The organism is Microvirga terricola (assembly GCF_011777495.1).
GTDB classification, from domain to species: domain Bacteria; phylum Pseudomonadota; class Alphaproteobacteria; order Rhizobiales; family Beijerinckiaceae; genus Microvirga; species Microvirga terricola.
This window is the reverse complement of the sequence record NZ_JAATJS010000004.1, coordinates 1-19,758: the sequence shown is the minus strand read 5'-3', so window position 1 is coordinate 19,758 and position 19,758 is coordinate 1. Positions and strand designations below refer to the sequence as shown.

The 19,758-nt window shown below is 57.4% G+C and carries 19 protein-coding genes; 7 read left to right on the top strand and 12 right to left on the bottom strand.

Annotated features, from left to right (window positions below; translation table 11 throughout):
* Positions 1 to 290: 290 nt before the first annotated feature.
* Entirely contained in the window at positions 291 to 2,216 is a 1,926-nt protein-coding gene (locus HB375_RS12245) for an ATP-dependent nuclease (protein WP_167673300.1), read from the bottom strand.
* A 166-nt stretch (positions 2,217 to 2,382) separates the two neighbouring features.
* Here HB375_RS12245 and HB375_RS12240 point away from each other — a divergent pair, with 166 nt between their 5' ends.
* From HB375_RS12240 to HB375_RS12230, 3 genes are all read left to right on the top strand, one after another.
* A complete protein-coding gene (locus HB375_RS12240; RefSeq protein WP_167673299.1) occupies positions 2,383 to 4,599 on the top strand; it encodes an nSTAND3 domain-containing NTPase in 2,217 nt (738 codons plus the stop codon).
* Positions 4,600 to 5,041: 442 nt separating this feature from the next.
* Positions 5,042 to 5,524, top strand: coding sequence for a hypothetical protein (locus tag HB375_RS12235; protein WP_167673298.1), 483 nt, complete (start codon positions 5,042 to 5,044; stop codon positions 5,522 to 5,524).
* A 361-nt stretch (positions 5,525 to 5,885) separates the two neighbouring features.
* Positions 5,886 to 6,026, top strand: a complete 141-nt coding sequence (locus HB375_RS12230) for an ATP-binding domain-containing protein (protein WP_246728481.1) — start codon at positions 5,886 to 5,888, stop codon at positions 6,024 to 6,026.
* Positions 6,027 to 6,151: 125 nt separating this feature from the next.
* On the opposite strand, the gene HB375_RS12225 is transcribed toward HB375_RS12230, so the two are convergent.
* The 3 genes from HB375_RS12225 to HB375_RS12215 all read right to left on the bottom strand — a co-directional run bounded on the left by HB375_RS12225 (position 6,152) and on the right by HB375_RS12215 (position 9,510).
* On the bottom strand, positions 6,152 to 6,403 hold the full coding sequence (locus HB375_RS12225) for a hypothetical protein (protein ID WP_167673297.1): 252 nt from the start codon (positions 6,401 to 6,403) through the stop codon (positions 6,152 to 6,154).
* A complete protein-coding gene (locus HB375_RS12220) occupies positions 6,400 to 6,639 on the bottom strand; it encodes a hypothetical protein (RefSeq protein ID WP_167673296.1) in 240 nt (79 codons plus the stop codon). The genes HB375_RS12225 and HB375_RS12220 overlap by 4 nt, the downstream gene beginning before the upstream one ends.
* Positions 6,640 to 7,770: 1,131 nt before the next feature.
* Positions 7,771 to 9,510: a competence protein CoiA family protein gene (locus HB375_RS12215; RefSeq protein ID WP_167673295.1), complete on the bottom strand. Its 1,740-nt coding sequence runs from the start codon at positions 9,508 to 9,510 to the stop codon at positions 7,771 to 7,773.
* An 882-nt stretch (positions 9,511 to 10,392) separates the two neighbouring features.
* Between HB375_RS12215 and HB375_RS12210 the strand changes: the two genes are divergently transcribed.
* Together HB375_RS12210 and HB375_RS12205 are read left to right on the top strand one after the other, a co-directional pair.
* Positions 10,393 to 11,505, top strand: a complete 1,113-nt coding sequence (locus HB375_RS12210) for a hypothetical protein (RefSeq protein ID WP_167673294.1) — start codon at positions 10,393 to 10,395, stop codon at positions 11,503 to 11,505.
* A gap of 6 nt (positions 11,506 to 11,511) precedes the next feature.
* Positions 11,512 to 12,051, top strand: coding sequence for a GNAT family N-acetyltransferase (locus HB375_RS12205; protein ID WP_343232407.1), 540 nt, complete (start codon positions 11,512 to 11,514; stop codon positions 12,049 to 12,051).
* Here HB375_RS12205 and HB375_RS12200 read toward each other — a convergent pair.
* The 3 genes from HB375_RS12200 to HB375_RS12190 are packed head-to-tail and all read right to left on the bottom strand — an operon-like array spanning position 11,999 to position 14,018.
* The gene (locus HB375_RS12200) at positions 11,999 to 12,568 is read right to left on the bottom strand and encodes an ATP-binding protein (RefSeq protein ID WP_167673293.1); all 570 of its coding nucleotides are present in this window, start codon (positions 12,566 to 12,568) and stop codon (positions 11,999 to 12,001) included. The genes HB375_RS12205 and HB375_RS12200 overlap by 53 nt on opposite strands.
* 3 nt (positions 12,569 to 12,571) lie before the next feature.
* Entirely contained in the window at positions 12,572 to 12,991 is a 420-nt protein-coding gene (locus tag HB375_RS12195) for an ASCH domain-containing protein (protein WP_167673292.1), read from the bottom strand.
* Positions 12,969 to 14,018, bottom strand: a complete 1,050-nt coding sequence (locus HB375_RS12190; RefSeq protein ID WP_167673291.1) for a GNAT family N-acetyltransferase — start codon at positions 14,016 to 14,018, stop codon at positions 12,969 to 12,971. Before HB375_RS12190 ends, HB375_RS12195 begins: the two co-directional genes overlap by 23 nt.
* A gap of 242 nt (positions 14,019 to 14,260) precedes the next feature.
* Here HB375_RS12190 and HB375_RS12185 point away from each other — a divergent pair, with 242 nt between their 5' ends.
* Positions 14,261 to 14,785: a hypothetical protein gene (locus HB375_RS12185; RefSeq protein ID WP_167673290.1), complete on the top strand. Its 525-nt coding sequence runs from the start codon at positions 14,261 to 14,263 to the stop codon at positions 14,783 to 14,785.
* Positions 14,786 to 15,099: 314 nt separating this feature from the next.
* Positions 15,100 to 15,369 carry a hypothetical protein gene (locus HB375_RS12180; RefSeq protein WP_167673289.1) on the top strand — a complete coding sequence of 90 codons (270 nt, stop codon included), beginning with the start codon at positions 15,100 to 15,102 and terminating at the stop codon, positions 15,367 to 15,369.
* Here the strand turns inward: HB375_RS12180 and HB375_RS12175 are convergent.
* The 5 genes from HB375_RS12175 to HB375_RS12155 all read right to left on the bottom strand — a co-directional run.
* Positions 15,366 to 15,983 carry a hypothetical protein gene (locus HB375_RS12175; RefSeq protein WP_167673288.1) on the bottom strand — a complete coding sequence of 206 codons (618 nt, stop codon included), beginning with the start codon at positions 15,981 to 15,983 and terminating at the stop codon, positions 15,366 to 15,368. The two genes, HB375_RS12180 and HB375_RS12175, sit on opposite strands and share 4 nt — an antisense overlap.
* A gap of 380 nt (positions 15,984 to 16,363) precedes the next feature.
* Positions 16,364 to 17,044 (bottom strand): hypothetical protein, encoded by a 681-nt coding sequence (locus HB375_RS12170; protein ID WP_167673287.1) that lies wholly within the window; start codon positions 17,042 to 17,044, stop codon positions 16,364 to 16,366.
* Entirely contained in the window at positions 17,034 to 18,458 is a 1,425-nt protein-coding gene (locus HB375_RS12165) for an RHS repeat-associated core domain-containing protein (RefSeq protein WP_167673286.1), read from the bottom strand. The genes HB375_RS12170 and HB375_RS12165 overlap by 11 nt, the downstream gene beginning before the upstream one ends.
* A 30-nt stretch (positions 18,459 to 18,488) precedes the next feature.
* Complete coding sequence (locus tag HB375_RS12160) at positions 18,489 to 18,851, bottom strand: Imm8 family immunity protein (protein WP_167673285.1); 363 nt, start codon at positions 18,849 to 18,851, stop codon at positions 18,489 to 18,491.
* Between the two features lie 3 nt (positions 18,852 to 18,854).
* A partial coding sequence (locus tag HB375_RS12155; RefSeq protein WP_167673284.1) for an RHS repeat-associated core domain-containing protein occupies positions 18,855 to 19,758 on the bottom strand: 904 nt, incomplete at its 5' end.

Below are 19,758 nucleotides of genomic sequence, written 5' to 3'. Positions count from 1 at the left end.
ATTCCAGCACCTTACTTGGGTCCGGAATGTGCCCAGTATCTGACCTTCATACAATTGCATCGAAAGTCGTGAATGGGGCCGGAAGCAGACGGACAGCCATTCGCCACCGCCAGGTGAAAAGCAGACAACTGAATGGCCTTCTCCATCGGGTCGCAGGCAATCTGTCCACTTCTAGTCTACTCGTTCGAGCTCAACCACGATGTCAGCAATGCTTCTCGCTCGTCTTCAGAAGGCGCCGCGTCATATGAGTTACAAGAATCAGGCGATTGCGCGCAGGAGCATGGATTGGGCTAGCTGGCGCAAAACCCTAGCAAGTGCCCGCACAATTCTTCGAGCGACTTCGGGATCGCCTTCTCCTGCATCAGCAGTTCAACATGATGCGCAATATGAATGGGGTTTTTGGTAAAGCTGCCATCCGGATTACCGAGACCTTTTGAAACCTTCCCGAACGTAGTGTCCCAAATACCCTTATCGACCTCGGCTCGGAGCGTAGCCCCAAAATTGTGAGGCCATTGGACATAATGCTTTTCCCATACTGTATCCGTTGGGAATGGCGTCTTGCCGTCGCCGCCGAGAGCCGTCACGATGGCTATGTTGTCTTTTTCGTGCTTCTTACGTTCGTTCTCGTTGGTCTTGTTTCCGTCAGCATCGAACAGGACGAAGGCAGGAATGCCCATCATATCCGCAACGACGAGTGGCTCGATGATGTAGCCTTTTCCATTGGTGGGAACGATATGGGCGCCATAGCGCCGATATTCTTCCCAACGTCCCGACAGCATCATCCAGGCATTGATGTACGCAATGTCTTCAAGGCCTTCGACGAAAATGAGTTTGGGTGCGAAGAACATCTCATTTAGATGAGGCTGCATCGCCTGATGCAACTTGGCCATTTGGGCATCCGCCTTCAGCACTTTCTCACCGAGAATGCCAGACAGCTTCTCGGCCAAATCATCGAACGACACCGCCGACACGTTTGAGCATTTCTTGCCCGCATCCCGGCGCACCATCCTGACGCTTTCAAAATATCGGCCGCTGACAAAATAAGGGCTGTGGGTCGAGACGATGACCTGGGCATTGTGGTCGGCAAGCGTCTGCAACACGGTAGCAAGGTGTCTGGCCTGCGGCGGATGCTGGTAGAGTTCGGGCTCCTCACACCCAAGAAGCAGGCGGGGAGCAGCAGGATCGTCTGCGGCGGCCAATTCCTGAAGCAAGGCCAGCAGATACGAGCGCTGGAGCCCGTGGCCGAACCGCGCAAGTTCGCCCTCGAACGCGCCTTCTCCCGCCAACAATCTCGCGATCGGCTCCTCTACTTGGACAGACTTCTTCACGTCTTCCGCCCACGATAGACGGGCTGTGGCTTCTGGGTGTGCCCATTCGCCTAGCCGTTTGCTGAGGGCCTTGGAGATGTCGTCCAGCGCACCCTGCTGCTCCTTAAGGAGATCGCGATAGCGGGCGAGCGCATCCTCCTTGAGCTTGTTGATCTCCTCGTCGAACCTCACCTTGGCGCGAACCGTGCGTGCGAGGATCTTCCCCAAGGCCGTGTTCTTCCCTTCCACGTTTTCCTTTGTGGCATCCTTAACGGCAGGAACGTAGACCCACTGGACGTGCTTCGCGAGGCGATTGGCCCCTTTGCTGAACCCATAGAACTGGTCCTCGCTGGGAATGAGGACGCATTCTGCCGGGTGAGCTTCCTCATAGGCGCGCAGTGCGTCGCGCATGGCATCCTTGCTAGTCGCTGCCGTCACTCCTGGAACTGCCGCTCGGATCTTGTCGAACTCAGCCTTGCAGTCGGCCGCGGATTTTCCGCCGTTGTAGGCTTCAAAGTACCCTTTGAAGACTTCCATCGCCCGGCGTTGACCAAACTGACGGACACTCGCTGACCCCGTGATGGGATCGAATGTTGCCTTCGCGGTGATGATGAGTTCGCCCTGCCGGTAATATTCCCCGAATTCCGTCTGCGCTTCAGGTTTCAGGTCGCCAAACGCGACTGTGATCTCAATCGGACGGGAAGTGTCGCGATTGTGGAAATCCTCTTCATCCAGATCTGTCGTACTGGTGGCGCTTCCATCAATCTCCCTGAAGAAGATATTGAGGGCGCAGAGAATCGTTGACTTTCCCGCCCCGTTTGGTCCGACGAGGGACGTAAAATTCTCTAGCGAAATGGAGAGGTCGTCGAACGACCGGAAGTTCTGAATCCGGATGGTGTTGATACGCATGTTGCCCCTTCCCGCGCTTAGTATCATCAAATTACGAGTCTACGGCTAGGTAAAGCCTTTCACGCTCTACCAAAGAGCTTGATCCGCGAGGACCTTGATGCCGCTTCTGGGAATCATTCTCTGAGCGGAAGTATGCGGCCAAAATCGACGGAGGCGGTGGGGGATAGTGAACTACGACCTTAGTAAGCTTGGTTGGAAGGCATTCCAGGACTTGGCCGCTGCCGTCGCCGCTGAGGTGTTAAAGCGGCCGGTGCAGACTTTTCTCGGATCGAACGACGGCGGGCGCGACGCGGCGTTCCTCGGACGCTGGAAAGGACTAGATGGAATTCCGGCCAAGTCGACCATTCAATGCAAGTTTTTGGGAAAGCCGGGAGCTAGTCTTGCCCTGTCACACCTGAAAGACGAGTTGCCCAAGGCCGAAAAGCTTGCAGCTGACGGGCTGGCAGATGACTACATCATTATGACCAACGCTGGCGTCTCGGGTGAGGCCGACGCCCAAATCTGCGCCGCTTTCGAAGGTGTGGGCGTCAAGAAATGCCGTACGTTCGGCGGAACCTGGATCGTCCAGCAGTTGACCGAGAACCCCAAGTTGCGCATGCTGGTGCCACGCGTATACGGCATCGGTGACCTGTCACACATCATCACCGGACATGGCTATAAGCAGGCGAAGGCCATTCTGGACTCCATGGGGTCCGACCTTAGCTGCTTTGTGCCGACGGACGCCTACCGGTCCGCCGTGAAGACGCTGCAGGCGCATGGCTTCGCCATCCTGCTTGGCGACCCCGCCTCGGGCAAATCTACGATCGCGGCGATTCTGGCACTAGGCGCCATCGACGATGGCTGCTTGGGTGCCTTAAAGATTAACTCACCAGAACAGTTGAACCTCTGGCACCCAGGCGAAAAGCAGTTCCTCTGGGTCGATGATGCGTTCGGCCCGAACCACTTCGATGCCTCTCGGATGAGCCGCTGGAACGCCGAGCTGGGCACCTTGCGCGCCGCCGTCGAAGGCGGAGCGCGCATCGTCTTCACATCTCGGAATTACATCTGGGAGGCTGCCAAGCCCCACTTGAAGACGAGTGCCTTCTCACTGCTCAAGGAGAGCCAAGTCGTCGTTAATGTCCAGGCGCTCTCCGATGAGGAACGTGCTCAGATGCTCTACAATCACGTGCGCCGCGTCCAGCCTCAGGAGATGCGCCAACGTCTGAAACCGTTCCTGCCGGCGATCGCGGTCAACAAGGCTTTCTTACCGGAAACCGCCCGCCGGCTTGGCGATCCCCTCTTTACCAAGAACCTCGCTATTAGCGACGAGCGGCTAACTCGCCTAGTGGAGCACCCGGTCGAGTTCCTGACCGAGGTGCTGGCGCAGTTGGACGACCCATCCCGCGCTGCGATCGCTCTGATCTTCCTGAATTCGCAAACCGGAGTGCCATCTCCGATCAAGGCGACTCCGTCGCTCGAGATGGTCACTCGTCTCATGGGCGTGAAGCCCGCCGACCTGGCCCGCGCGATGCAGCACCTCAACGACAGCCTTACCCGGTTGATATCGGAGGATGACGGCGATCGGTGGGTGTTCCGCCACGCCACGGTAACCGACGCCTTCGCCACCTTGGTCTCGGCCTCGCCCGAATTGGTGGAGCTCTACGCCCATGGTGCTAAGCTTGACCGCCTGCTCGGTGAAGTGGCGTGCCATCCGAAGGCCGCTGAGAACGGGCGCATCCGCATCCCACCCGCACTCTATCCGGGGCTAGTCGCGCGGCTGAAGGCCTGCCCTTTGGACGAATCGTTGAAGTCCTTCCTAGGCGCACGGTGCGAAAAAGCCTTTCTCGTCCTGATACTGGAGGCGCGACCCGACATTCTGGAGTGGGCCGCCCAGGTGCAAGCAGGCGGCCAGACGCTCAGCGGAAAACTCCTGATCGCCGCCCTGGCGTCGTGCGACTTGCTTCCGAAGGAGGTACGCCAGAGCATCGTTGCGGACATCCGAAAACACTCGATCACCTGGCTGGACGCCGAGCCGCTCACGGACAAGGTACTCCGGCAGGTCTTCAAAGACGCCGAGTTCGTGGATTATACCGAGGCATTTCGGACGGAATGGCTCTCCGATATCCCTAGCATTTTCAGCAAATTCGGCCGCTATTCCTCAGATGACGAGGTGGGCATGTACCGAGATTTCAAGGAGAACTTGCAAGCAGCCCAAGCCTATTTCGAGCTCGAGTGCGATGAGGCCTTTGACGAGCTTTACGCCGAGATCGATGCCCATATCGAAGAGCTCGAAACTCGGCAACAGCCTCCAGATGGCTCGGCGTGGACTCCGTCTTCGATGGAAAAATCCAGCGTCGCCCCTGCTGAAGCCGCGGGCTTAATCTTCCATGACGTTGACGCCTAAACCAGTCGAATAGTCATTTTGGACGGAATTCTTTGCGGGGCCGATTGTAGCGGATTAGCTCGAACAGTTGTGGCTGAGCAAGATGGCTTGCGAGTCTGCTTTCGAGCCGGACCGGTGGCGTCCTGAATGTCCGAAATGCGGCGCGAAGCCGCTATTCGTCAGCACCTCGGGAAGGTCGCCTTTGGGTCAGACTGAGAAGTAGACCAACACCGGCTGAGGGTCCGCTCATCACCGCGACCATCTCATCTATCAACGCACGAGCGTGGTTTGGGATGTCGTCAGGACCGGCGTATGCATCTCACCCAGATGGCCGGGCCCGAGGGTGCCCGGAAGGCTGTCGACGACTTGTCGCCGAACGGATGAACGAGTTCCGTAAATCTATGGGACCGAGTCTCTGACGGAGGAGCGGCATTGGATTGAGGGAGAGAAAGGCGGGAGCAAAATGGACATCAACCTTCGAATGGAAGCGAACGCCATCATTGAGCGGATGACCGAATTCGATGGCGAGCACTTCGACCACGGAGACGCCGAACGCTTGATCGCGATCATTCCGATGGACCGTAAGCCTCCAAGGTTCACCACGATCTTCTCCCGTGAGAGTAAATCCGACAGCACCGAGGGATACGCGGCCGGGGTCGGCAATGTCTCCATTCCGGGTGGCGAGGAGGGGGAACGAGCCGACACCGTACTCGTCGGCGGTCACAAGGTCTGGAAGGTCGGCGGATACGAGGTCGAGCACGTCAAGGGCAAGCTCACTATTAGAAAGATGTGGGCGCGCGATGCGTTGGGCACCGCTGATCAAGAGGCCATCCTCGACTACACAAGCTCCCCCATTAAGCTTCGCGTGATGCGCATGAAGACCATTAGCATCCTTAACCTCGAGATCGGTTACGCCACCTGGCCGATCTGGAAGACGGCCCGATAAGGTTTCCTCCAAAGCGGTTCGAGACCGCTTCCGCAGGATTGCCATTCTCTCAAACCGACTGCTAGGTTCAAACCATGACGAACTCGAATTCACAGTGCCAACTCCCGACCGTCCGCCTCGCGCGGACCGGGCTTTCTTCTCTCGCCCATGCGGATTGAGCGCCTGCACCATCTTGCAGTACGCGGTCCAACGGGCATGTTGTTCGTAGGCATTGCACATAGTCCACTCTCTAGGCGCATTTGCGGCGGAGGAGATCACCTTCGCAGGCCGGTACGCGGGAGGCTCTGTACCGATTGCAGGTGACGCCTACCGCATGAATACGAGGTCGGAGTGATAGCCGCGTGGAGGGCTGCGACCTGCGTTGCTGTTTGAGCCACATCAGGTCGGCGGGGATGTCGAGCACAAGCGCCGGCTACTCTACAATGCCGTGACGCGGGCCAAGCGTTGGTGCAACGTCATCGTCCAGGGTCAGAACATTCTCGCCGCAGCGCCATTCGCGTAGATATGCTAGCGCAGGGCCGTCCAACCTAGGATGGCTGGTTCCCTGACAGCAACTTTCAATCTCTTACGAACACATCCGTACCTTCTCTGTCACGAAAGTGTTCGTGGCACTCATTCGATCTCACGTCACGAGGCAGCTTTAACGCCAGCTTCACCTGACTCATCCTGCCGTTGGCGGATTCGTTGCAAACGCTCGGCCGCCCTCCCCTGCACGTATCCGCGGGAAACCCATTGGTCGAGTGCGCGGGCCCGCAGGTCTGCCTCTGCGGTGGTATCGATCAGATCGGACACGGCGAGATGGAGCGCCGCAGCCGCATCGCCGCCTACAGCCTCGAGATAGGCATCGGCGATGGCCGTAATATCGGAAGCGGCACTCATTCGTCTGGCCTTTTGATCGAAATAAGCCGCGCACCATGCTGAAGGGTTACGAAACTACCGGGATATAGGCGGCAGGATTCTTCGAAAGTGGCCCGCGCGACCAGCATGTTGGCAAAGCGCGATAGGACGCGTTCCAGATGGTTGCCGTCAACGCTCCACTCTAAAACGGCAAAAGAAAGTGCGTTCTCGTCCGCAGCGCGCGCGGCGTGCTGACGCTCGGAGAGCGTATGAGCCATTGCTGTGTCCTTATTAGAACAAATAGAGAACACAACCACCTAGGAGAGTCAAGCCGCGTCCTGTCGCGCGCCGTTCGCCGAAGGACCGTTTATGCCCGACGAGCAGATCAACGCGTGACTTCAGTGGCCCTGCCGCTGTCGACACGTTGTTCACTATGCGACATTGCGAAAGTCGGCTGCCGAAATCTCTCATTATCGGGAGTTTCGCGAGAGTCGGAACCGACCGCTGCCCAGCGATTGCCATGGTTTGGGTGGCTACCGCGCCCTAGCCATCTCGAAACTCTGGATTGAACCATGTAGGGTTGCGCCATCGCTGATCGTTAACTTGAGAGGAGAGTAAATGCTAATCCCGACATCCAGAAATCCTTTGGTCACCAGCAGCGTGAACCCAATCCGGATTTCAAGCCTCAACCCAAGGGTCACAAGCAGTCTAAACCCTAGAGTCACATCGAGCTTAAATCCTATGGTCACGAGCAGTCTGAACCCGCGTGTGAGGTCTTCGTTCAATCCGCAGGTCACCAGCTCACTTAACTATCGGGTGACCTCAAGCCGGAACCCGCGCTTCACGTCGAGCCTCAACCCGCGTGTGTCAAGCTCACTCAATCCCAACGTCGTGAGCAACACTCGTGGTCTCTATATGTTCGACTTAAATTGCCAACCTGTCGGATTCACAGTCACCCAGCGGAGAATTTCTGGCTCGTTTTCGATGCTGATGCCGAGTTCAACGGCGTAGCAATCGGGGCTCGCAATAGTTTCTTCAATCTGCATGACCTCGATAATGAATGGTGCGGGTTTCTCATTCACGCTCGTGGCAATACTTGGCTGCGGTTTGATCTAGACGACAAAGAATGGAGCGGATTCTCGGCTTGAAGCAGCAACTCGCCCCAAGTGCTGCTGACCACATCAAGGCGGCACCGACGCGCCACCCTGGATTTCACCGTGAGGATAGGTTCGGGCCCTTCGTCCCCGATACTTTGTGAGGACGCTCGCAAAGGTTGGTCAGATTCGCCCCATAGTGCGCCCAAATGAAGCCAAAGTACGCCTCACCCAAAAGGCGGTCTCGAAAGTTCAGCAACCGTCCATGCGAAATAGCTTGCCTGTCACCTGATCAACGCCATTGGGCGGCAGGGGTCAACGCCGACGTTTTCCACCCACGAGGGTAAGCTCCACGCATTTTCTCATCGTCGCCTCGTCGACGCTGTAGACCGAGGGGGACTTGCCTCCGAGGGTCGGCTGCCCAGTGTTCAAGTAGAGATCCAAGTATTGGCCTTGGTGTACTTTCGCGGCCTTCCTGCGGAGTTCCTCTCTCGCCTTCTCCGCAACCTGCGTTTTGCGGGCATCAGTCTCCCGCTGCCTCAAGAGGGCATCGAGGATCTTGGTCGCCTCGACCAGCCCTGCCGCGCTCTCGCGCGCGGCATCCACCGGAGACCTTCCGCCGAGTCCCTCGTTCGGAGCGTCCGTCCAAGCGTTCCCCTCGATCCCCAGGCCGATCTGGGCATCGCTAATAATCCAGGCCCCACGTGCGTCCGCATCGCGCCGGGCGTTCTCCTGGCGCTCGACCTCCCGGGCTTCCTCCTCCCTCCGTTTTTCCTCAAGGCGCCGAGCGAGCTTGCCCGCGAGCGGCAGCCCCATCAGGTCGATATTAATCTTCGGGCTGAAGCGGATTGCGCGATCAATATTCGTCAGCTCCGTGCGGATGCGGTCGAACTCTGGGCCATCAAGATGCACCGCCTCGGTGATCGAGTACTCCCTGCCTGGGAGAGGCTCCTCGGCCCATCGGTCAAGAGAGAATCCCGCAAGCTCCTCTTCGGGGAGGTCGCTTAGGACGCTCTTCACATCCTTTTGGATCTCGTCCATCCGGAGGTTCGGTCGCGCACGGCGGTGGCGGAGCTCCTGAATGGATTGCAGCGTACCCTGCGTCAGTATCCATCGACCCTTGAAATCCCAAGACTCGACGATACTCAGCTCGCTCAAGACAGAAACCCATGTAGAGACGGCCTCTAAAGGCGTCGCGAACTGCGTTCCTTCCGCTCGCACTGCCGCAGCAAGGGTATCCGCTATCCCCGAGAACCCTTTCCGGACCCAGCCTTTCCGTTCGATCCGTCCCAACAATCCCTGCGTCGTCATGAACCGCATCTTGCCTGCAAGGACAGCCTCGATCGTTTCCATCAGCATCGTTGCCTGCCACTCACATGGTGGCACAAGGAAGCACCCGAACCCCGGCACCTCAATCTCCACCGCGCGTCCAAGACCGTCGGCTGCGGCCTCGTCGTGTGCGCGACAGGGAATATCGTCGTCCTGCATCTCGGCACATGCTTTCGCATAATCTCTCCGGAGTGTTGCAGCGCGTTCGCGAAAAACCCTCTGTCGCTCCAGGCGACGCTCATTGAGATAGGCCTCGCCATTGCGAAGCTTCGGGTTGTGCAACCAATCCCGGGGGGCGATTTTCAGGATGGCCTCCTCCAGCCCTTGCCGGGAGATGTCCCGCGGCAACTCGGACAGATCCACTTCGATTGTCGCGATGTCCATGGCCTTGATCCGTGCAATCTTCTCCGGTCCGCATTCGTGGGTGACGCGAAACTCGACAAGAAGATCGCGATCTCCCTTTCGGACGATCACGTCGGGAATGATCTCGCCTAGCCTGCTCTCCAGCACAGCCGCATCGAAGGCGTACACTCCGCCCGCGTAACCGATCCACTCCTCTTCCCCATCGGTCAGTCCGTACGCCGGAAGGACGAGTTCGAGCCGATCCGCGAGCACCTCCTTGGCAAATTTGTGCAGGGCGGTCTCCGGCCCGGTCCGGCATGGACTGCCATCAGGGCTTCCCTTGTGAGCGAAGTGGTGATCCTTCAGGTCCCCTTTCCGTGCCACAAGAGGTGCGCCGCACCCGGGACATACGCAATCGCAGGCGCTGCCGCGGGACACCTCGGAGATGTGAGCGATCGATCCGTCCGAGCGCTCCCCGAACACGAGGCTCTCCCGGCCATCACGGCAAGCGAACCCGCCCAACGGCGAAAGTTTGAGCGCTCCAACCGTCCTGGCTGCATCCATTGCGTACCGAACCTGCCTGATCGATTGCCCAGGCTGGGCCCTTATGCTCCCGTCCGCAAGGGTATCTTTTCCACCGTTAGGCGTTATGGAATATCTAGGAAGTGCCCCGGAGGTATCCGTCTCTGCTTCCAAAATTCAGAAGAATTCTGGCGAATGGCGTGATCGGGTTCACGAGGGACCGATCGAAATCACCGCTATGGCCGCACGACTGCCTTCTTGGTCTCTGCACGCCTGTTCCCGGACTGTGGTCCTCGTATCGAAAGGCCGTGCCGCATCCTTAACCAGAGCGAATTATGGGCCGTCGACTCTCAGACGCGGAAGAGACGCAAAACATCAGAGAACTCAGCGAGTTCCGTAATTATTGGAGGAGCAGTCCAGAGTACCCGCGGGACAATCGCGGCAATGATCTCGGCTACCTCCGCCATCCGCGAGGCCCTTTATGATTGGATCACCGATCCCGATGAGGGCACGAAGGTCGAAGCCATGATGGGCTTGGACGAGCAGGATTAGAGTTTGAGCGCTTTCCCCAAGATAGCTCCCCGATCGGGATATCACTGAACCATTGATCCTCCCGGCGTAGTTTCCAGCCTGCACTCCAATCGAATTTTCTCTCTGAGAAGAACTTTTGTGTGAAAAGCCCCTCGCCCCCCTTGAGGAACAACGCGCTCGATTGTAACTGGTGGTTGTTTTTGGAGCCTGATCTTGTCGTTCAGCAGCAGTATGGCCCTATGGGGTGCGATACACGACCAAAGTGGACCGCCTCCCTCGATCGAAACTCATTTCAACTATTGGCGCATCTCAGGCGATCCCGAGTTCACGAGACAGCGTAAATCCGTTGCCGTTCGTGACTTCCTGGAAGTCGGAGCGATGGTGACGCATCCGGCCTCGCTCGAGAAGCTTTGCATCTACTTGCCGTTCAGGGCCGAACCGAGTTCGATTGAGGATTGCGGCCCATACTTCAAAGAGACCTCGGTCGCCCAAGGCATCTTTAACGAGCCGCTGAGCTGTAACTCCCTGGGGCCACCCGGCCCGGCGAGTATCGAACTGCAACAGAACGGAACCCCTTTTTGCCGGGTTCACCGTTTCATGCCGGCCGCTTCAGGCATCGATCAGTCAGAGCTTGAAATTCAACCGATTGACGAAGGGACTTTGATTACGGTCTCTCACCCGGCGATCGAGGCTGTTTGCCGAAATCTCCGGCCTGATACGCGGGCATATTTTCGGCTTCGCATTTATATGAGAGAAGGAAAGGACAATCCTTTCGTAAGCGTCATCTACCCGACCGACCATCTCTTCCAGAGCGGCTTCGAAGAGGTGGAATACCTCGATTTCCGGCTAAACGAGGCTCGAACGCTGCCGACAAAGATTGAGGCACAAATCCGTAAGGACGAGGCTAAAGGCCAGATCCCGATCAGCCTTATAGCCTTTTTGACGGCTGTACCGATCGTTTCCGAGCTCGCAGTGAGCAACATCGAATCGCACAAGAAAAGGCTCTTGGAGCACCCGATCTGGAACGACTACGTGCCGAGCGGCATTCCCAAAGGCATGATGGTCTACCACTGGAAAAAGCTGCCGGCACAGGGCGTCGCCAACATTCCGGACTTCTCCTCCTTCGTGAAACTCCGGACGCGCCGGAGCGGCCTTAAGATACTTCTCGCATACTTGTTCGTAGCGTTTCTATTCGGTGTGTTCGGAAACCTCGTTGCCTCCGGCCTCCAGTATGCGGGAGGTCTAGTATTCCTCGGTTCCGACGTTTCACGCACCGGAACCGACCAGCACGCCCCTTCTCCAACCGCTCCGGATCAGGTAAGGTAACGCATCGTGACCGCTCTCGCACCGCACCTCCCAATACCTACCCCTGCTCTTGAGCTCCTTCCCGAGGAGGCGGAGGCGCTCGCCTTCTTGCTGCCACTCTCCGAAGATTATCCAGGGATCGATGTCTGGTTCAGGATGAAGGTCGTGCCTGGCTTGAGGGTCGGCACGCGCACGCTCCTGCGCATCGAGCGCGACGGCCGGCTGGCTGGCCTCGGCATCGGCAAGCTGGAGGCTGACGAGCGCAAGATCTGCACGGTCCGCGTCGCCCCAGCCTACGTAGGCCGGGGCATCGGCGTCCGCATCTTCGACGGTCTGCTGCGCTGCCTCGACGTCGACAAGCCGCATCTGACCGTCAGCTCCACTAAGCTGCCTGCCTTTGAGAGGATCTTCGACTGGTATGGCTTCGACCTCACCTCGGTGGAGAACGGGCGTTATGTCCCACATGCCGCTGAACTGGGGTACAACGACCCACGCTCCACGCCTCTCAATCCACTCAGGGCTTGCGAATTCGGTTCTTTAACGCAGCCACTGCCCCTTCGAATGTGAGAGGGGCTTTCCCGCCCATATCTATGACCTCGAGCGGCAGTTCTAAATACTTGGCATAATCGAGCACGGCTTGGCGCGCGACCTCGGCCTCATGGACGATCTGATCGATCGAACGCGCCGGCCGGCGCGAGCCGAGTTCCGAACGGCGTGCTGCTATGATTTCCGGTGCCTCCTCCAACAAGAGCAGCCCGTCAGGATCGAGAGACCGGATCACCTCGACGGGGACGCGCACGAGTTCGCGATCATTGTCGACGACGCTGTGCGCGTCGATCAGCACGGGCCTGTGCCACTGGCCCTCGCGCCGGGCCTGTAGCGCGTCAGGCAGCAATCTCTGGTTCTCAAGGATCCGGTCCGCCGGCGCAATCCGTAGCAAAGCGGGATCTGCCGCCGCGGCGCTGCGTAAGAGTTCGCTCGCGCTGAGATGCAGGTGCTCCGGGTTTTCTGCGACGAACGCGAGGCACGACGATGTCTTGCCGACCCCCGAGATCCCAAAAACGACGATCGTCTCTCCGCGCATTCGTCAGAATAGCTCCAGCTGACGTCCGGACAGCCGCTCGTGACGGCTGTCACCAACGTACATATAGGATTGCGGAGGAGTGAAGTTGGCCATCAACTCGCTGGGGGCGACATGCTCCTTGTACGGCCGCACCTCTCCGATCTTCAAGGCGAATGCCCGGTCACGGCCTTTGAAGTATTCGTCGAAATACTCCTTGCTGATGCCGGATCCGCACTCCGTCATCTGCCACAGGGTATCGGGGGCGTCCTCCAGGATGTCCTCGATGTCGAACTCGCCGACCAGCTTGCCGATCGGCATGGTGCAGTAGATCAGCACTGTCTGCACGTCCTTGCGCGCGAATATCTTCCGCCTGAACTCGAAGGTCTTGATCCCTTGCAGGATGTTCTCGACGTGAACCGGCCTAATCGACAATAAGACGCGCATTGACGTTTCCCATACCCAAGATATCGCGCAGCTGGCGTTGAGAAAGCGAGCGCAGGTCCCAGCGGGGTTGCTCCGAGACAAGCCCCGCATCCAGCAAAGCTCCGCGGGTCAAACGCTTTCCAAAGGCTGCGTTATAGGTCATCTTGATCAGGTACAAGCGCGGCGACGTCAAAAACTGTTCGCGGAGCTCATCTTCAGAAAAGACGCTGTGCTGACGGCAATATTCTACAAAGGCATCGACGTCTGCGAAGTTCCGCTTCGTACGGACCTCCTCCACGACGCAAACTGACGTGACCACAGACCGGTAGTAGGCATGCCCCTGCCTGTCAGTAGTCCTGTAGAGGATCACCGCATCTCCCGGAGACATTCGCGTGAGTGCGAGCTTGCCAATATAGATCTTGTGGATGGTATTCGTATGCGAGACGTCCTGGATGATCTCACGCGGCTCATTGTTCAGGATCGAATCCGGCAAGAGCCTGGAGTGATACTCCGGATAGACGGCCAGGAGCCACGCCTTCTGGCCGGCCGTATGGATGAACGGGTAGTCTGCTACGAGATCACCGGTCATGTCCCTGAGCGAGCGGGCCAGGACAAGCTCGGTTCCGTCCTCTGTTTCTTTGAAGGCGCACTCGGTGAACCCGTAGCGTTTGAAGAGCTCGATGAGCTTCTTATGGACCGAGAAGACTGTGACATAGATCCCGTCGGCACCTTCGGCCAGGGCTGCATCGAAGATCTTCTTAAGCACTCGCTCCCCGAGCTTGGTGCCCTTTCCTTCGATCTTGAGCGTGCTGACCTTCAGCCATGTGCCCGCTGGCAACGGCGGCGTGACGTCGGCGATAGGACCGGCCTCGCGCTTCAGATAGATCATGCCGCTGAGCTTGCCGTCATCGTCGACGACATACAGGTCTTCATCGGCCTTACTCGTGAACCATTCAGGGAAACCGCCGTACCCGGCTTTGAGACTGTCGAAAAAAGGATCGTCCAGCGAGAGCTCGCGGAACTTCGTGAGTCGTAGCCGTCTAGCCAAGAGTGCCCCCGACGCGAACGATAGCGCATGGCTGTCCTGTCCTAGAGAATACAACCCTATCGCGATTCGTTAAGAGGCAGTTTTGGCTGCGCGGACACCGCCAGCCCAAAGCAAAGCAGACCCTGAAATCTCAAAATCCTTAATTGTCTCCTCTTTTACCATCCGACCGGGAACTCGTTGCGCGCGAAGCGCCGGATCCGTAAATCAACAATACTACAGCAATCACTGGTGGAAATTATGCCATGTTCCAGAAAGCCCGAACCATCTTGAGCCGCGACGCGAGGCGCACCTTCTCCGAGACGCACCCCGTTGCAGCCATTGCGATCGGCATCGTCCTGTTCGGCCCGCCCTCTTATTTCTTTGTTAGCTGGATCGAGAGCAATCCTCTGCAGCTCCCTTGGCACCTCGACCTGGCGCTGCGCGCCGTCTTCACGAAGTCTAATGCCGCTCTAGGTGCCTATGGCGTTTTCTGGACCGCCATCCTCGTCGGCCTAGCTTTCTATTTGCTGCGGCAGAAGATGCGCCCGCTTTATGCCATTATCGAGCTCGGTTTCGGTGCCGTTGCTGCTGGCGTCGCCGCCAACCGCCTTTACATCCAACTCCCGTCATCTCTCGCGCTTAGCGAGCAGTTCGCGCTCTACACGGCCCTCATTGCCGCCTTTTACGTAATCGTCCGCGGCTGGGACAATCTCAGCAAAGTCGTCGACACCGACCCCCACGCCGCTCGCATCAAACCCTATTGGCAAAGCTGGCTCGGCAAGCCTTGAGTTCCTTACTGCCAAGCCCCACCACCCCCTCAGCGCCGGGGTTCTTTCGTTGAACCCTTGGAGAGTCAACGACTGAAGTCGAAGCGGCAGACCCCCGTATCAATGAACATTACGCGGGCATCAGGTTTCTAGATAGCAAATCTGGAAGCTTTTGAGGGCACATCAAATTAATTGGTTAGTTGCTGCCCGCAACAATTGCCAGAGTCAGCGATGACGAATCTTCGGCAATCAGTATAATCTTGGCAAAATCAACTCTGCTACATCAATTTGGCGCGGTAGGAAAACACCGCTGTTCCAATTCGGAAAGGATCGAAATGTCGCGGATTACGAACGATACACAGGATAAAGAGAACGATACTCAGGGTGAAGAATGGGAGGCGATCTCAGTCCCAGGTCTACCAAAAGGATTCACGATTCAACGAGATCGCAGAAACGGCAACTTCCGTCTCTTGGACCCAACGGGCAGTGTTGTTGGTAAATTCGTATCTGCTGATAGCGCGCTTTTGGCAGCTTTTGATCGTGCGGAATCGGAATCAAGCGATCTTGAACCAGAGGATCCATCTGACTCGTTCGGACTTGGCTAAGCTTCCTTGTGAGGGCCACTTTTAGCAAAATCTTTCGCCATCCTGATGCGGTGCGGCTCTATTAAGCCTTGTATGATCCAACTGACCACCTCGGGATGGCAAAGGTTGAGCGTCGCACCCTCACCCCATTTTTCTTCGACTGCTCGCGCGCGGTTATAAAAAGCAATCAAATTCCTCAAGCGGCGCAGGATTCTAGGATCGCGCGTTTGCTTGATCCAGGGATCTAGTTTCTCAAAAGCTCTTCCAAGAGCGCGCAAATTTCCCATTTCAGCCGCGAGTTCCATCGCACTGATCATTGTACCTGTAAGCCCGTCGGTCTCACAGGCGATACAATAACCATCACACTGCGTGGAACTGAGATAGTTCCTATTAGCGACTGATTTATCGCGCCCATAGGTGAGCACCGCAGAATACTGCGGCGACCCCGTCAGCGCGTTAACGGTGCGCTCACTTCCGCACTCCAAGTGCGCTATACAAAGCTGACAAAAGCAGGGCGTGTAGAGCGCGATCTTGTCGATCGCGCCGCTGCGGTTGCTGATCGCCCGCACCGAACTGGTCTGGCCCGTGTGCTGCACCGCCACCTTCGGCAGCACGCCGAGGCCGATCTTGCACACCTCGGGATGCGGATATTTCTGCCATTCCGTCAGCGGACCCGGCTTCTCCGCACTGCCGAGCCGGATCTCGATGTCGGCGCCAAGCGTGAGGGTCGTCTCAGTCTTCGCCCCCCACGCCGACGCTGGTCGTCACGCTCTTCTTCAATCGCGTGCCGTCCGGCGGGTACCTGCACCAACTCTGTCCATGGTGTGCACGTGCACGATGCCGCCGTTATGAAACGGGTCGAGAAACACTGAGAGTGCACCTATCTGCATATCACCTAACCACTCGGATCCCTCTTATTCACGGGGCGTTGAACGAGTATGCATAGCGGTTGGTGCCGACGCCTGGCTTGGTCGGATCGAACTTGTGGGGGGAGTGCAATGAGGCAGCGACGGCCTTAGATTCTGGCTTTGTTGGTTATCGTATGCATAAAAGTACTATTCTCGTGACCAATGAATAGCTCTAGAACATACGAATTTATTTCATCAGCTAGCCTAGCGCGACAGATTACGATTTTAGGCGCCTCATTGCAGACTAAACGCGGCCAATTTATACGAGAACAAAACGTTCCATCATCGTTAAACATTGCGTACTTGTAAATATCAGCCATCACATGTTGCAGCGAAAGAGTATTTTTCCGCACAAAGACGGCGAATGAATTTTCAACCTCTTCTAAGCCGATGAAGTATTGCTTTAAAGAGATAGGTTCAACAGCAAACAAGGAGACAACTCTAACGCCATCCAAAGTTGGCTCGCGAATTTCTAGCGCTGGGTTACCGAATATGGCTTTCTGATTCAGAAATTTCTTCCAACCTGGAAGAGCCGCTCTCTTTTCCTGATAGGGGGTCCGGGGATGACCATCGGAGTGGAAAATATAAAGCTGATAAGCTTGAGCATCGCTGTCATTTAGAAAGTCTCGATAGAATGCCTCCACGCACGCTTCGGTACCTCGCAAGCTAGGGTTAGAACCAAAAGGTGTTTGATAGCGAAGCAACGAAATTTTCGACGAACCTTTCCTGCCTCCTGTCCATTCTGGACCAAGGGCGGATTTAAATTCTGTCCTGACGTTAGTAATCATAGTGGCGCTTCCCAAGTTCGCCCGGCACGTCGATATTGAAATGCGGACCCCGATTCTGCGACGGGCCATCAGGATAGTAGTGACCGCGAGTATCGTCTCTTATCCGCACTTCGGAGCCCGGGATAGGACGGCCCTGCATATCTTTCTGACTGTAGTCATACACTCTGCCCGGCTCCAACTTACCATCTCTGATATTCGGTCCCGTAGAATCTGGTTGAGCACTCCTAGGAATCCCCGCATCTTCTTTAGCGGCATTCAAGGCTCCCCTGCGTCCAGCGCCCTCCGGGGTAAAGCTAGGTGGCCTACTGCTTTCGACCACTTCCTTGGCAGCATTGCGTGCGGCTTGCGCTTCAGCACGAATCTCTCGCCCGGCTTGCGCAGCCCGCCTTGCCCCATGTATACCAGCCGCAACGGCCTTGAGACCTGCACCTGCCTCCATGCTAAGGCGGCCCGGCCCGGCAGTCTGCGGTATACCGGACATCACCTGGCCCCCTATATCGAGTCCGTCTCCGATAGCCGCTACTCCTGTTTCAACCTTTTCCGCGACCCACCCTCCAACTGGGTCACTTGGCTCTGGCTTTCCTTCATTAGATTTGAAAGCGTCGTCGCCACCAAAGTTGTTCCCCATCGCATCCGTGTCATTCCCGCTCCTGTCGCTCAAATTCACGGGATCGTTGAACGAGTACGCATAGCGGTTGGTGCCGACGCCCGGTTTGGTCGGGTCGAGCGTATCGGGGGAGATGAAGCGCCCGAGTGCTGGGTCGTAATAGCGCGCGTTGAGGTAGATCAGGCCGGTGTCGTCGTCGAGGCGTTCGCCGATGAAGGCCTTGGCTTCCATGTCCGGGCCGGTGGTGATGAGCGGCGCGCCGTAGGGGGTGTAGAGCGTGGTCTTGTCGATCGCGCCGCTGCGGTTGCTGATCGCCCGCACCGAACTCAGATGGTCCTTGTGCAGCACCGCCACCTTCGGCAGCACGCCGAGCCCGATCTTGCGCACCTCCGGATGCGGATATTTCTGCCATTCCGTCAGCGGTGTCGGCGCGGATGCCGTGCCGAGCCGGATCTCGATGTCGGCGCCGAGCGTCAGGGTCGTCTCGGTCTTCGCCGCCGCCCCGATCCCGGTCGTCACCACCTTCTTCAGCCGCGTGCCGTCCGGTGCATAGACGAAGGCGCTCGTGGCGCCCGACGCCATCTCGATCCTGGTCGGACGGTTCTCCTGGTCCCAGGTGTAGCTGCGTCCGCCGCCGCTCGTGAGGTTGCCGTTGGCGTCATAAGCGTAATCGGAGGTCCCCACCTTCGTCGGCGCATGCGGACGCGCCGCTTTTGCCGCCGGGTAGACATACGTCGTCCCGTCGTTCGACAGCAGGTTGCCGAAGCATCGTAGGTGGTGGAGAGCACGACCTTCGAGATGGCACAAAGGTGGGCTAGATCACCCCAATAACAATTTTTATTTCCGGTAGGGACGGTAATCTTCAAATTCCCATCGCCCTAAACGTAGCAATTTAGGCACCAATTCAGGCCAATTCTCGCCAGAGCAACTTTGACAATACGTATTTATGACCTCTTTTATCTTCTGCAGATCATATTCCTCAAATATCAACAGAGGATCAGCTATTATATAGCCCTTCCTCGCGACAAGTTCGGCAATTTTCCCAGGCGAACAAATACAACTATTAAACGTATCCGCTCCATCGGCACCTTCCGGACCAACAAACAGTTGTACAAATATAGCAAAATCTCGCCGATCTGGAGGGCTATACGTCTCCAGCTCAACATCCGGAGAAAAGATATCCTTCAACTGTGCCTTCATGAGTTACTCGATATCGAGATGGCCATTCGATTGCCAAGGCCCACTTGGTTGATTTCGGGTTTCAAAGTTCGCTTGCAAGCCAGTTGTAGCAAGAGGACTGTTCGGCTTTTCCGATGGACCTCTATACTGGCGCAGTCCGTCTTCGGACATATACCCTTTGCTTGTCGTTCTGTAATTAGGTCCGACCCAGGCCTTTCCTAACTCCTCTGCCTCGTCGCGGCTGGCTCTGCCCATACCGAAATTCCCCTTCTGTTGGGCAGCATCCCTGAGCATTCCAGATTTCTCGGCGTCGGTTAATGGATTTGCTAAGTTGCCTGCCTTTTCTCCAAGCACATTGTTGGTGGCAGCATTCTGCTGCTGCTTGGCGTCTTCTATGTCCTTTAGCGAGTCGCGCGATACTGCGCGAGCGAGATCCAGGATCGGGCCAAAGAGGAGCCCTCCCGTTAGCCCCCCCGCCGAATTGCGCGCACCAGGCCCCTCTGTCGGAGACGCTTTCGGAGCACCTTTGGTTGATTTCGAAGCAGTAGGCTCATTTGGCCCAGGTCTCGGCTTCCCATCAGGTTGATTGTCCCCGGGCTTGGCGCGTCCGCCACCTGCTTCGGCTTTGCTGGGCTCTCCTGGCGGTTCGGTTTCGTCAGCTGCATTCCCCCCCGGATCCCTCAAATTCACGGGATCGTTGAACGAGTACGCATAGCGGTTGGTGCCGACGCCCGGCTTGGTCGGATCGAGCGTATCGGGGGAGATGAAGCGCCCGAGCGCGGGGTCGTAATAGCGCGCGTTGAGGTAGATCAGGCCGGTATCGTCGTCGAGGCGTTCGCCGATGAAGGCCTTGGCTTCCTTGTCCGGGCCGGTGGTGATGAGCGGCGCGCCGTAGGGCGTGTAGAGCGTGGTCTTGTCGATCGTGCCG

Bases quoted from the DNA above. Each gene is read 5' to 3' on its own strand.
- HB375_RS12245 (WP_167673300.1), bottom strand. From the start codon at position 2,216: ATGCGTATCAACACCATCCGGATTCAGAACTTCCGGTCGTTCGACGAC.
- HB375_RS12235 (WP_167673298.1), top strand. From the start codon at position 5,042: ATGGACATCAACCTTCGAATGGAAGCGAACGCCATCATTGAGCGGATG.
- HB375_RS12225 (WP_167673297.1), bottom strand. From the start codon at position 6,403: ATGAGTGCCGCTTCCGATATTACGGCCATCGCCGATGCCTATCTCGAG.
- HB375_RS12220 (WP_167673296.1), bottom strand. From the start codon at position 6,639: ATGGCTCATACGCTCTCCGAGCGTCAGCACGCCGCGCGCGCTGCGGAC.
- HB375_RS12200 (WP_167673293.1), bottom strand. From the start codon at position 12,568: ATGCGCGGAGAGACGATCGTCGTTTTTGGGATCTCGGGGGTCGGCAAG.
- HB375_RS12195 (WP_167673292.1), bottom strand. From the start codon at position 12,991: ATGCGCGTCTTATTGTCGATTAGGCCGGTTCACGTCGAGAACATCCTG.
- HB375_RS12185 (WP_167673290.1), top strand. From the start codon at position 14,261: ATGTTCCAGAAAGCCCGAACCATCTTGAGCCGCGACGCGAGGCGCACC.
- HB375_RS12180 (WP_167673289.1), top strand. From the start codon at position 15,100: ATGTCGCGGATTACGAACGATACACAGGATAAAGAGAACGATACTCAG.
- HB375_RS12170 (WP_167673287.1), bottom strand. From the start codon at position 17,044: ATGATTACTAACGTCAGGACAGAATTTAAATCCGCCCTTGGTCCAGAA.
- HB375_RS12160 (WP_167673285.1), bottom strand. From the start codon at position 18,851: ATGAAGGCACAGTTGAAGGATATCTTTTCTCCGGATGTTGAGCTGGAG.